9 protein-coding genes and 1 pseudogene are annotated in these 13,842 nt (G+C 45.5%); 6 read left to right on the forward strand and 4 right to left on the reverse strand.

What is annotated here, in order from left to right; translation table 11 throughout:
• From V5298_RS16575 to V5298_RS16585, 3 genes and pseudogenes are all read left to right on the forward strand, one after another.
• Positions 1-485: pseudogene (locus tag V5298_RS16575) on the forward strand (adenylosuccinate lyase); the annotation flags it as partial.
• 84 nt (positions 486-569) lie between these two features.
• Positions 570-1,775, forward strand: a complete 1,206-nt coding sequence (locus V5298_RS16580; protein WP_332932546.1) for an adenylate/guanylate cyclase domain-containing protein — start codon at positions 570-572, stop codon at positions 1,773-1,775.
• 7 nt (positions 1,776-1,782) lie between these two features.
• The gene (locus V5298_RS16585) at positions 1,783-2,925 is read left to right on the forward strand and encodes a cupin domain-containing protein (RefSeq protein WP_332932547.1); all 1,143 of its coding nucleotides are present in this window, start codon (positions 1,783-1,785) and stop codon (positions 2,923-2,925) included.
• A 31-nt stretch (positions 2,926-2,956) separates the two neighbouring features.
• Here V5298_RS16585 and V5298_RS16590 read toward each other — a convergent pair whose 3' ends face one another.
• On the reverse strand, positions 2,957-3,376 hold the full coding sequence (locus tag V5298_RS16590) for a DUF4826 family protein (protein ID WP_332932548.1): 420 nt from the start codon (positions 3,374-3,376) through the stop codon (positions 2,957-2,959).
• A gap of 83 nt (positions 3,377-3,459) precedes the next feature.
• Here V5298_RS16590 and V5298_RS16595 point away from each other — a divergent pair, with 83 nt between their 5' ends.
• Complete coding sequence (locus tag V5298_RS16595; RefSeq protein WP_332932549.1) at positions 3,460-3,678, forward strand: PGPGW domain-containing protein; 219 nt, start codon at positions 3,460-3,462, stop codon at positions 3,676-3,678.
• A gap of 44 nt (positions 3,679-3,722) precedes the next feature.
• Here V5298_RS16595 and ppsA read toward each other — a convergent pair whose 3' ends face one another.
• Entirely contained in the window at positions 3,723-6,095 is a 2,373-nt protein-coding gene (gene ppsA / locus V5298_RS16600) for a phosphoenolpyruvate synthase (protein ID WP_332932554.1), read from the reverse strand.
• 193 nt (positions 6,096-6,288) lie between these two features.
• Here ppsA and ppsR point away from each other — a divergent pair, with 193 nt between their 5' ends.
• Entirely contained in the window at positions 6,289-7,101 is an 813-nt protein-coding gene (ppsR, locus tag V5298_RS16605) for a posphoenolpyruvate synthetase regulatory kinase/phosphorylase PpsR (protein WP_332932550.1), read from the forward strand.
• A 6-nt stretch (positions 7,102-7,107) separates the two neighbouring features.
• On the opposite strand, the gene V5298_RS16610 is transcribed toward ppsR, so the two are convergent.
• Together V5298_RS16610 and V5298_RS16615 are read right to left on the reverse strand one after the other, a co-directional pair.
• Positions 7,108-9,063 carry a sulfotransferase gene (locus tag V5298_RS16610; RefSeq protein ID WP_332932551.1) on the reverse strand — a complete coding sequence of 652 codons (1,956 nt, stop codon included), beginning with the start codon at positions 9,061-9,063 and terminating at the stop codon, positions 7,108-7,110.
• Positions 9,064-9,138: 75 nt separating this feature from the next.
• Entirely contained in the window at positions 9,139-11,820 is a 2,682-nt protein-coding gene (locus V5298_RS16615; RefSeq protein WP_332932552.1) for a TonB-dependent receptor, read from the reverse strand.
• A 323-nt stretch (positions 11,821-12,143) separates the two neighbouring features.
• Between V5298_RS16615 and V5298_RS16620 the strand changes: the two genes are divergently transcribed.
• A partial coding sequence (locus V5298_RS16620; protein ID WP_416351194.1) for a BCCT family transporter occupies positions 12,144-13,842 on the forward strand: 1,699 nt, incomplete at its 3' end.

Here is a 13,842-nt window from a genome sequence, read left to right on the forward strand (position 1 = left end):
CCATGCCCCATAAAGTAAACCCTATTGATTTTGAAAACTCAGAAGGTAACTTGGGTCTGGCCAATGCCATTTTTAATCACCTTGCGGCTAAATTGCCCGTTTCCCGTTGGCAACGAGATCTAACTGACTCAACCGTCCTGAGAAATCTGGGTGTAGGTGTAGGTTACGCGGTCATCGCTTATCAAGCGACCTTAAAGGGAATTAGCAAACTCGAAGTCAACGAAGCCAGTTTAGCAAACGAGTTAAATAATAACTGGGAATTGTTAGCCGAGCCTATTCAAACAGTAATGCGCCGCTATGGGATTGAGAAACCCTACGAAAAATTAAAGGAATTAACCCGGGGCAAAAAAGTGAACGCTCAGGCGATTGCTGAATTTATCGATGGACTGGACCTTCCAGATAACGTAAAAACAGAATTAAAAAACCTGTCGCCGGCCAATTATATTGGCGATGCAATTCGCCTTGTAGACCAGTTGCCGGATTAATTCCCACAGTATATGATTTACCTCTAGGTAATTCCAATACGAAGGCTGCCCACGCAGCCTTCGTCATTTTCGCTCAGGGAACGTGTGATTACATTCAAGAAGATAGCGAATCAAGCGGTGATAAAGCTACTAAGGCGATTATCTGCAGCCATCGTCGCCTGTCTGGCACTCTACACCTTAGCGGTTGTGTTTATTCTTAAAGATTTTTCCGTCGCCATTCTTGTTTTAATGGCCATTCATGGTGCCCTTTTTGCCAGTATTTTAGCCCTCACCTATCAAAAAAGCATTGCGGCCGCGAAGTGGGCCCGATTCATTTTTGTTGTCAGTTGTATGACGCTAATTACCCTGCTGTCGTTACTTTGGCATCAGGATACTGGTCTTCAGCAGTTTCTTTTAGTAGGCATGATCACCAGCGGTTTTCTTTTTTCGCGACGAGAGAAAAACGCCCGCAGAATGGCTGAATACAGCTATGCTGCACTCTATCTTTTCGTTGAAGGGATGATTGTTTTTAATACAACGCACACTTTTGCCTCCTTACGTTTGGCCAATGCCATCATTTTAGTGGTCAGCGGTATCATCATGCTACGTCTGGTACGAAACAAATTTGAACGCCAAGCCGAAGCATTGATGTTATCAGAGAAGAAAAATCGGTCATTATTAAGAAGTATGCTTCCAAGTGCTCCCGGCGCGCCAAATGAACATTGGCCTTTAGGCCATACGGAAAAGATTGACAATGTCTCTGTACTGTTTGCCGATTTCCAGGGGTACACCACCCTCAGTGAAACCTATGATGATACCGATATTGTCCATATTCTTGATGATTGCTATCACTTGTTTGATGCTCATGCATTACGCCTTGGTATCGAAAAAATCAAAACCAATGGCGATGAATACATGGCCGCTATCGGTGTCCCCCTCACCTATCTTCACACACCGGATGAAGACACCAATCAAACCGTTACCATGTGCCTTTTTGCCAAGGCGCTATTACGCAGCTTTAATTCGCTGGTTGAAAAAAGAAATCTCGGCTGCAATATTCGTATCGGTATTGCAACGGGCTCGGTGACCGGCGGCATCATTGGCGCACATAAACCCCAATTTGATATTTGGGGGAAAACGGTAAATCGTGCTTCCCGGCTTGAACAAGCCAGTATACCCGGAACCATTACGGTCTGTGCCAGAACCCGCGGTCAAATCCTTGATAGTCAAACCGACACTCTCGCCTTTTCCGAGAGTTTCGTTGTAGGCGATAACCTCGTCGCCCACACACTCTTAATGGAAACCCCTTAACCACATCATGTATACACTTTCTTCTGATTTTACTATTTCGACGTTTTTAAAAGAATACTGGCAAAAAAAGCCCTTGGTTATTCGCCAAGGGTTCACAACCTTTGTAGATCCCATCGATGAACACGATTTAGCAGGGCTCGCGCAGGAAGAGGACGTCGATAGCCGTATTGTGAGTTTGCACGACGATGGACAATGGCAGGTTCACCACGGCCCCTTTAGCGACTACGAAACTGTTTGTCAGGGTAAATGGACGCTATTAGTGCAAGGCGTCGACCGCTATAGCGACGACATTAACGCTTTAATGGAAGCTTTCAATTTTATACCTTACTGGCGTATGGATGATGTGATGATAAGCTACGCCGTTGATGGTGCCGGGGTTGGTCCTCACACCGATCAATACGATGTATTTCTTGTGCAGGGAAAAGGCAAGCGAGCATGGCGGGTGGGTGTGCCGGGGAATTATACGCCACACTATCCCCATAAAGATTTACAGCAAATCAATGACTTCGAGGCACAAATTGATGTGGTTTTAGCGCCTGGAGATATACTTTACATTCCTCCTGGATGGCCTCACGATGGTCAGGCACTGCAAGATTGCCTCACCTACTCCGTTGGCTTTCGTGCGCCGGAGCAACACCAAATCCTTCAGCACGTTACTGACGAACTCACATCCGGCCTTAAACAAGGTCTTAGGTACAGTGATCCCAATCTATCCCAGCCCCGCCATCCGGCCTTGATCACCAGCACAGAACTTAGCGCATTACGGGGAATGCTCAGCGACCTTCTCGCGTCCACAGACTGCGACAATGCCCTTATGAGCTTACTGAGCACACAGCACCTGCCAGACACAGATATAGGCATATTGGTCACCACAGACGAGATTTCAGCGTATATTGAAGAAGGCGGGCTAATTACACGCACACCCGGGTGTAAACCCGTTTTTAGCGAACATCAAACAGACTCGGATTTCACGTTTTATGTAAATGGCGAAGCATTTACGACCCCGTCTTCACTCAAAGAATTACTTTGGGAGATATTAAAAGGTGAACCGGTGGACAATACAATGTTCATTAACAGTGACGACAAAGCGTCACTACTTAACTTACTGGCACAGCTTATAAATCACGGCTACTGGGAGATGAGCGATTAACCCCCTCCCTTTGTCCACAAAAAGAGGAACATTACGAGGCTTTCCACAATCCATCGTGCTCGGCAAAATCATGCATTTTCTCAGCACGATTACGTAATATACCGGCGAATTTTAATTGTGTTTCATCTGCCATATTTGTACGTTCAATATTCTCCGCTTTTATTTGCCAGCTAAGGGCAAAATGACGCAACGCTTCCTGGGCATTTTGGGCGTTATCACCGGCAATAAAATCGGCAGGTAAATCGCCGCTTAATGCCCAGTACGCCTTATTTTCCAATGATTTAACATACCATATAGCAAAGTAAGGCATGAGATAGCGGCTTTTTCCATGATCCACGGAATTTACCACGATACCGTTTTCTGCCAAATGTTTACTGGCATGCTGTAACTGGGTTCTTACCCATTCACCACGAGCCTGTTCAGAGATTTCTTGCGCTTTTTTTTCTGTCATACTTACACTTTCTTACACGTTTATACTTGGTTTTTGTTATAGATCCCCTATTCTAGACATATCTGATTAAATAGGACACCGTTATGTTAAAACCGCTGCGCATTACCTTAGGTGCTATCCTCGCTTTGGCCGGCGTTGTGCTAACGGTTATTCCTGGTTCGACCTTGCTCGTACTGGCAGGTCTGGTGGTACTGAGTTACGATATTCCGCGGGCAAGGATCTGGTTAAAACGAGTACAAACCGGCATGCAGCGAGGCGCTCGAAAGCTAGATAACTTTCTTTTAGCACGCAAATTACGTTAAAAAAAAGCCGCTTCAATTGAAGCGGCTTTTTTCGTTTTTAGTATTTATCCGTGCTTTTCAGCAAGGTATAACCAGGTTTCAACCACTGTGTCTGGGTTTAGAGAAACCGAATCAATACCTTCCTCTACCAGCCATGCGGCAAAATCTTCATGATCAGACGGTCCCTGACCACAGATGCCTACATACTTGCCTCGTTTCTTCGCCGTTCTGATGGCCATGGACAACAAGACTTTCACGGCTTCATCTCGCTCATCAAACAAGTGGGCAATTACCCCGGAATCACGATCAAGGCCTAACGTTAACTGAGTTAAGTCGTTCGAGCCAATGGAGAAGCCATCAAAGATGTCCAAGAACTGATCGGCCAACAGGGCATTTGACGGCAATTCACACATCATGATGACGCGAAGCCCATTTTCACCTTGTACCAACCCTTCTTCTCTAAGCAGTTCAATAACCTGACGACCTTCTTCAAGGGTACGCACAAAGGGGATCATAATTTCCACGTTGGTCAGGCCCATAGTATTGCGGACCCGCTTCACCGCTTCACATTCAAGGGCAAAGCAATCACGGAAGTCTTCTGAAATATAACGACTAGCACCGCGGAAGCCTAGCATGGGGTTTTCTTCGTCCGGTTCGTATTGTTGACCCCCAACCAAGTTGAAATACTCATTGGATTTAAAGTCAGACATACGAACGATAACTTTTTTCGGCGAGAACGCCGCGCCAATGGTGGCAATACCTTCAACCAGTTTCTGGATGTAATATTCTTTCGGCGATTCATACCCTGCGATCATATCGCTGATTTCGTCTTTCAATTCGTCGTCTTGTTCATCAAAATTCAACAACGCTTTAGGGTGAACACCAATCATACGGTTGATAATAAACTCAAGTCGGGCCAACCCTACGCCAGCACTTGGTAAACGGGCGAAATCAAAAGCACGATCCGGATTACCCACATTCATCATCACTTTAAGGGGTAAATCAGGCATGGCGTCAATGCGTGATGTAACAACATCGAATTCCAACTCGTTGCTGTAAATATAACCGGTATCCCCTTGTGCACAGGACACCGTTACCTTGTCACCATTTTTAATAGAATCGGTAGCATTACCACAGCCCACCACAGCAGGAATGCCTAATTCCCGGGCGATAATGGCTGCGTGACATGTACGGCCACCACGATTGGTCACGATGGCAGAGGCTTTTTTCATGATGGGTTCCCAATCTGGGTCCGTCATATCCGTGACCAGCACGTCACCGGCCTGGATCTTGTCCATTTCTTCAATGGAGCCTAAAACTTTGGCTTCACCGGAACCGATTTTGTGACCAATAGCACGACCTTCACAGACAATACTGCCGTTATCTTTTAACTGATAGCGCTCGATAGATTGGCTGTCTTCCCGACTGCGTACGGTTTCCGGTCTGGCCTGAACAATATATAACTTGCCATCGGTACCGTCTTTCGCCCACTCAATATCCATAGGACGCTTGTAGTGTTTTTCGATGATCATGGCCTGTTTTGCCAACTCTTGGACTTCATCATCATTCAACGAGAAGCGCATGCTGTCAGCCTTGTCGATATCCACAATAGATACTTGTTTACCGTGAGCCTGATCGTCTGAGTAAATCATCTTGATAAGCTTACTGCCTAAATTACGGCGTAAAATAGCGGGGTTACCCTTTTCCAGCGTTGGCTTGTGCACGTAAAATTCATCGGGGTTAACGGCACCTTGCACAACCATTTCCCCTAAACCGAAGGAGCTGGTAATAAAGACCACATCATCAAAGCCTGATTCGGTATCAATGGTGAACATCACACCAGAAGAAGCCACATCACTGCGCACCATACGTTGAATGCCCGCAGACAATGCCACACCTTTGTGATCGTAACCTTGGTGAACCCGATAAGAAATGGCTCTATCGTTAAACAGTGAGGCGAAAACATGTTTAATGGCAACGAGGACAGATTCGTAACCTTTAACATTCAAAAAGGTTTCTTGTTGACCGGCAAATGAGGCATCGGGCATATCTTCTGCAGTGGCTGAAGAACGCACGGCAAAGGATGCTTCGTTACCTGCGTCGCCCTGTAAACGTTCAAATGCGTCTCGAATGGCATTTTCTAATTCGCTCTGAAAGGGCGTGTCGATGATCCATTGACGGATATCCTTGCCTGCCTCAGCCAGGGCGTTAACGTCTTCCACGTCTAGTGAGTCCAGTACTTCGTGAATGCGCGCTTCCAAGCCACTTTGATCAAGAAACTCATGGAAGGCATCCGCAGTGGTGGCAAATCCGCCCGGCACCTGAACACCTGCGTTTGCTAAGTTTGAAATCATTTCACCCAACGATGCATTCTTGCCGCCAACGCGACCTACATCATGCATCCCCAATTCTTGATACCAAAGTACATATTCTTGCACCGCAAAGCCTCCAGCTTTTTCTAAATTCATGTGGCCTAGTTTACCCAGACCCGTTATGTTAGTTGCCGAGGATGCTGCTACTTGGTTCAAAGCAGACTAGCTTTTCGACTGTTTCATCTTAGAATGGGGAAAAATTGAAAGTAAAATCTTTCTTCATTTCGTAAGAAAATTACTACAAAATTAAGGATCTGTTTTGCGCACCGCATATTACATTTCAGACGGTACTGCCATCACTGCCGAAGTATTCGGCCACGCCTTGCTGTCTCTATTCCCTATCCAGTTCAATCACACCACGATTCCCTTCGTTGAAAACGAGGAACAGGCCTATAAGGTTTTAGAGAAAATATCTGAAAGTTTTCAAGATACCGGAGAGCGACCGCTCGTTTTTTATACAATTGTGAATGTGGAAATTAGGAAAATTATCGCCCGTTCGGTGGGAATTAATTATAATTTTCTCGATCAATTCGTCGCGCCGGTGGAAAAAGTGCTCGGTGTTCCTTCCAAACCAGAGAAGCATCGCACCCACAGTATTCATGAAAAAACCTATGATATTCGTATCGAAGCAGTCAACTATGCACTGGCCAATGATGATGGCAGTAATATTCGAAATTATGAAGAAGCGGACATTATTCTGGTAGGGGTTTCCCGTTCAGGAAAAACCCCCACCAGTTTGTATCTGGCATTGCAATATGGCATTAAAGCCGCCAATTATCCCTTTACCGAAGAAGATATTGGCGATATTCTCAAAATGCCCCCCGCCTTACGGAAGTACAAACGTAAGTTATTTGGCCTGACCATTGAACCGGAGCGGCTCAGTCAAATTCGTTCAGAACGCAGGGCCAACAGCCGTTACGCCTCCATTAAACAGTGCCGTATGGAATTGCGGGAAGTGGAAAACCTTTATCGGCGAGAAAAAATCCCGTTCCTCAATTCCACCCGCTATTCTATTGAAGAAATTTCAGCCAAAATTCTGGCTGAAACCGGCTTACAACGACGCAAATATTAATGGCGGCTAGGTATCAAGGATCTCAAGTAAGGGGGTTAGGAAGGGCTTAAACCCTTCCCACTGTGTCATGCCTGACCGATAAATGGGTTGTCTTACCTGTTCGGAACTGGGCGTTTTAATCACTCTGCGTGTGTTATAGAAAGTTAAGCACCCAGGTTCAAAGGGCAGTTGACAATAATCGAGTATCCGCCTCACCTGCCCTTCCAGATCGTTGATCACCGCCTCATGCTGTACCGTTAATATTTCTCCCGCAAAGACACTGTGCCAATGATCCATCAGCTTCACATAGCTATTGTAATACCGTCCTATATCCGAAAGAGAATAAGTAAACTCCTGACCATCAAAGAAAAGCTGTTTAAAACCACTAAAACAACAGGCTTTGGGATCCCGCCTGGCATCAATAATTTTTGCATTGGGTAAAATGCGCTTTATCAAACCAATATGAATAAAGTTATTTGGCATTTTATCGATGAAAAATGGCGCGGCCCCCCGATAGGCTTTCGTTTGCTCAATATATTGTTTGCCTAGTGCCGTACAGGTTTCATCACTTAATGAAGCCAAATTAAAGGGGTATGGCACTGACTGGTTACTTGAACTAGAAGCGATGGACAAAATATCATGCAGTTCCATCGTGCCATCAACATGGGAATGTGACGCTAATATTTGTTCCAGTAAGGTTGAACCTGCCCGGGGTAAACCAACAATAAAGATGGGATCAGGGACGTCATAGCCGCTTTTGTGTTTATATAATGCGGAACCACACGCTTCTTTTTGTGCTTCCATGGCTTTTTCCGTTCGCTCAATATCAAACTGCTGGGTACGGTGCTTTAAATCATTACCTTTTTGATAATACTGAAAGGATTTAGCAAAATCCTTGGCATCTTCATAGGCTTTGCCTAAGGCAAAGCACAAATGGATCCTAGCATCTAAAGAGGTACTTTTGGCACCTTCATAATGCGCCATTTGCCTGATCATTGCCGGGCTAAACTGGTAGGTTTTGGTATTCGCCAAACTCCAATAGGCATCGCCGTGATCCGGCTCTGCTTTAACGGCCTGTTCATAGGCGTCAATGGCATCAACAGTGTCGCCTTTAGCCTTGAGGGCATGACCTAACTGAACCCATAAGGCCCCGTTGCCAACTTGATTGTCCATTAAACTGCGATAGAGTGTTATCGCCTCATCCAACTCCCCTAAGCCAACAAGGGCATTGGCCAGCGCACTTTTCACTGCCACACTATTGGTGTTTTTCGCTAGCCGTTGTCGGGCAAGTGCGACGCTTTGTGGGTATTTACCCAGCTTACCTAACAGGCTTTGATAAGCCGCCGCGGCGGCCTCATTGTCTGGATACAAGGCGACGCAACTTTCTAATAGAAATTCGGCGTCATGATAAACCTTCAATTTCAGGCCAATTTCAGCCAGTAACATCATGGCATCGATTTGATGTTTATGTGTTTGCAAAAAATCACGACACACTTTTTCAGCTTTATGCAGCTGTCCCTCGTGCATCAGATCCATAGCACCTAACAGGGGTTTAGGTAGCGCCGTTAAATGCTTAATATGTTCGTTAGCAAGGCTGAGCGCCTGTTGTTGCTGATGACGCTGATAACATTGCACCAACTCCTGCCAAGCGGGGACCAATGCAGGATTAAATCGGGTGGCGCGATAAAATGCAGAGGCCATCTGACTTTCGTCACCAAGCTGTTTATAACAATACCCTTGTTCCTGATAGGCGCGGCCATAATCCGGGAAAGCCTGTAGCAAGGTTGTCAGGGTAGTCAACGCCTTATCTATTTGACGATCTAGCCGTTGCGCCACAGCTTTAAGATAAAGGGCGTCCTTATAAGTGGGATCAGCAGGAGTCAGGTTAATGGCCCGTTCACAGAGCGAAATGGCATCATTAAACCGTGATTGCATTAACGCCTGTTTGGCATCGTTCACTAAAGAGGAGGTATTTTCTGTCATTTTATGAGCATGCCCCAAAACGAAAAAAACGGCAAACCCGAAAGTTTGCCGTTGTAGGTTTAAATGCGGTAGCGATTAATAATAATCGTAAGAGAAGCGCATACCAATGGTACGCGGTCTGTTGGTCACCACTTTAGGAGTGAATTGTTGGGTATCGATATTCAATATGGCATTTTCATCAAACACATTGTCGATATACAACTCGGCCTTCCATTCATCATTCGTGACCCCCACAGCAATATTCGTTAACACGTAAGACTCTTGAACATAACGGCCACCACGGAAAGTCTCCCCATCCGCATCTGTGTAGGTGACCCCTTCATAGACGGCCGCTTCATCTTCAATTTTAAGCCCAGAGCCCGTGCCATAAATAAGCTGCGTTGCATCTTCCATAACATAGGCGTCCATCACCATACCGGCTAGGCGATCGCCGGTATAACTCACGGATGCATTCACGTAACCTTGTTTACCACCGGGTACTTCGAAGAAATACCGGGCATTAATGTTGCCTGAGAAGCTCGCCGAATAGGGTAATTCAGACCCCACACCGGAGGAAATTCCTTCCAACTCTGAATTTACCCGTGTTAATTCGGTATCCAATAAGGTAAAGGCACTGCTGATCACCAGATTATCCGAAGCCAGCCACATAATATCCGCGTCCAATCCCCGTATTTCGGCATCCCCTACGTTGTCGGTAAACACTAAGAAGGAAATGTTAGTGGGGTCGAAACGAGACGTTTGTAAATCGGTGATTTCTGAATAAAAGGCGGTGGCATTCACCCGCACCTGCCCATCAAAGAAATCACCTTTTATACCAATTTCGTAGTTATCTAGCGTATCGGTGGTGGAATACACAGGTATACGGAAATTTTCAAACTTACCAGATTGATTCGACGCTAATCCCCCTCCTACACGGTTTGTCACCGGAGGACGGAAGCCTTCTGAATAGTTGGCAAACAACAAAATATCCTCATGCACTTTCCAATCCAATGAGAATTTAAATATGGTGTCATCAACCGACAGCACACCATCAGAATCAAGCAGGCTCACATCCAACTGATTGCTGGCAACGGCGGCCATCACCAACTCAGGATCTTCACCCACAGCAGCCAGTTCATCGGCATCCAGAGTGCCAAAGGCTTTCACCCGTCGGGATACATCAACCGTCGAGGTTGACCCTTTGTATTCATCGTCAATTTGATACCAACGGGCACCGATGCTGGCCGTAAGGGTATCGGTAATGTCATATTCAAATTGACCAAACACGGCGATCTGTTCAATGGTGTGAGTGATATCATTCACAAAGCTGATATCAGAAGGGAAAGGCCCACCGTCACTGTTAATCCCTTCACTTCCCACCAAGGTGGTACTTAAGTTATCAAACTTTTCGGTACTGGCAATATTAAACTGGCCAACCGTGGCCACTTCCTGATCATCATAAAACAGCCCAGCGGTTAGACGCCATGGGGTATCCATGGTGGTATTAAACCTAAGTTCGTGGGTGCTGCGAGTGGTAGTGGTATCTTCCTGATAAAACTTCGTTGGATCTAAACAGCGATCTTCCGATTCAGTACTGTTGTAATTACACACGTAATACGCAGAAAATAGTCCGCCGTTGGTATAGCCGGTATAATCCGCCAAAGTATCGATTTCTCTGTTGAGATAGCCGCCGGTATAAACCACATCCAGTTTTTCCAAACGCCCTTCTAAGGTCCAAGTCGTTAAGCCGAATTCATCCGTGTTTTCTTCAGGCTGAAAACGATTGGTGGAGCTTTGCCCGTCTAAATTTGGATCGTATGCAAATACGCCTTCGGTTTCGAGGGTTTGCTGGGTATGTTGTACCAACAAATCCCAGTCATCGTTAATGTGATAAGACAAACCAAATCGGGCACCGGCATATATCGCATCGTTAAAATCGTCTTCCACTAAGGCATCATTTTTTGGCGACACCACATCGGCTTCAGCCGCAGAAGAAATATCCGGGTTAGTAATACGGTTTGCATCCATCGCCACCGGATCGCTTAACACGCCACCGGAAATACGGCTAATCACCTGAGCGCTACCAATGTAACCGCCCTCTCCTGGCACATTAAGTATATTGTCTATCCAACCGCCCTGACGATCATTATAGGCCGCCACTCTCACCGCTAAATCATCGGTAATGGGCATATTAAAGTAGGCTTCCACCGCGTTGCTCATTTCACCGCCACGGGTAAAGCCGATATTGGTGTCAAAGCCAGCAGAAAAGGTACTGTGATCGGGCTTTTTGGTGATTAAACGAACGGTACCGGCTTGAGAACTGGCCCCAAACAATGTTCCTTGGGGCCCCGGCAGCACTTCCACCCGTTGAATATCAGTGGCATAAACATCCAAATTACGGCCTGCCATTGAAACCGGCTGTTCATCAACATAAAAAGCAACGGAAGGCTGTAACGCCTGAACCGACGACAGCATAATATTTGATTGTGTTGTGGCAGCTCCACGAATATAAATTTCGTTTTGCCCAGGTCCTGTTCCCTGAAACACCACATTGGGTAGAAATTCTACGTAATCCTGAAAACTGTCTATACCCAGGTTTTCTAACGTATCGCCATTTAACGCACTTACCGCTACGGGCACATCCTGAATAGATTCAGTACGTTTGGTTGCCGTTACTTCTATGGTCTCAATCTTCGCTTTGCTTTGTACCTCTTGGGCAAATACCGAAGAAGAAGCAAGTGCCGCCAAGATGGCACAGCTTAAATGAGTTTTTTGCATGTGTGTTCCTTTATTAAACAATTTTTTACTTTGATGAGTAAATATTTTATGTAGAGCTATTTGATGGTCATTTATTTAAGACCAACAAGAAGATATACTTTGTATCTAACGATTTTGTTCTATTATTTGTTAAATATTTCAAGCAAAACCCGCGATATTCGGGTAAAAACACCGAAAAATAACATTCAACTCTAATAATTATAGCAGTATTTATTACCTATCTACATATTGATTTTTTTACAAGCAATGATGGTACTTTAATTAAATAGGTAACTTTTATTACAAGGGGATCTACCGTGACTGAGAGCCTGGCCGATAAAGCCATGTTGAATAAACCCGTATTTATTACGTCGTCTATTACAATTCTTTCCATCCTGATTTTTGCCGTACTCTTTCCCGAAACGGCCAATGTGGCTTTCCATTCGGCGCAAACAGCAGTCACGGATAATGGCGGTTGGTTTTACGTTCTCACCGTAGCCATCATTCTTCTTACCGTGGTTACTCTTGGCTTTTCACGTTATGGCGATATTCGTTTAGGGCCGGATCACGCCACACCGGAATTCGGTCGACTCACTTGGCTTTCTATGTTGTTTGCCGCCGGCATGGGAATTGGTTTAATGTTTTTTGGTGTCGCAGAGCCGGTAATGCATTTTCTTGCGCCACCAACGGCAGATCCTGGCAGTATTGCCGCGGTTAAAGAAGCCATGAAAACCACCTTCTTCCATTGGGGAATACATCCTTGGGCTATTTATGCGGCTGTGGCGCTGGTTCTTGGGTATTTTTCTTACCGTCATCAACTGCCCCTGACCTTGCGTTCCGCCCTGTACCCCATAATCGGTGACAAAATATATGGCTGGCCAGGGCATATGGTGGATATTTTTGCCGTTACCTCAACCATATTTGGTGTATCCACTTCCCTTGGCTTTGGTGCAGCGCAAATTAACGCTGGCCTCGCCTACGTTTTTCATATTCCCTCCAATACCTTTGTACAAATTTTACTTATGGTGGGCGTGGTAGGTATTGCCGTTGTATCGGTAACCACAGGTTTGGATAAAGGCATACGCCGGTTATCAGAAGCCAATTTACTGCTTGCCGTCCTTTTAGTGCTGTTTATTCTTATTCTCGGCCCTACTGTTTTCTTACTACAAGCCTATATTCAAAATATCGGCGCCTATATGTCAGATATTGTCAGAAATACACTGAATTTATTTGCCTACGAAAAAACAGATTGGATTGGTGGTTGGACGATATTTTATTGGGGCTGGTGGCTGGCGTGGGCGCCCTTTGTCGGCCTATTTATAGCGCGGATATCCTATGGCAGAACCATTCGGGAATTCGTCATAGGCGTACTGTTAATTCCCTCTGCGTTTACCTTACTGTGGATGACGGTATTTGGTAATTCAGCCATCGATTTGGTGTTAGGGCAAGGAAAAGATATGTTAGCCACGATGGTGGATAAAGATACTTCTGTGGCCCTCTTCGTTTTTCTTGGCTATTTCCCCTATAGCGAAGTTCTGGTATTGCTTGCCGTACTTATGGTCATTGTCTTTTTTGTTACATCCTGCGATTCGGGCGCCATGGTGGTAGATATGCTATGCTCAAACGGACGCAATGATACCCCCCTGTGGCAGCGAATTTACTGGGCCATTGCCGTGGGAGTCGTAGCCGCGGTGCTGCTTTTTACCGGCGGCTTAGATGCACTGCAAACCATGACCATAGTGTCGGCCTTGCCGTTCTCTATAATCTTGTTAATTGCTTTATATGGCTTAATAAAAGCACTGCGTGTAGAAGACTATAAACGGGAAAGTTTACAAATCAGTGCCTTGCAGTCTCCCCAGGGTGAGAGCGATAAAAACTGGCGTAACCGACTGGAAAATATCGTCTCTTTTCCAAATCGAAAAAGTGTCAGTCGCTTTATCGATACAATCGTAAAACCTGCATTTAATGATGTAAAAGCGGAATTTGAACAATTACAGTTTACCGTGGACATTAACCGGATTGATGATGCACTTATCCTTACGG

Origin of the sequence: Alteromonas sp. 14N.309.X.WAT.G.H12, assembly GCF_036697315.1 — a bacterium.
GTDB lineage: Bacteria > Pseudomonadota > Gammaproteobacteria > Enterobacterales > Alteromonadaceae > Alteromonas.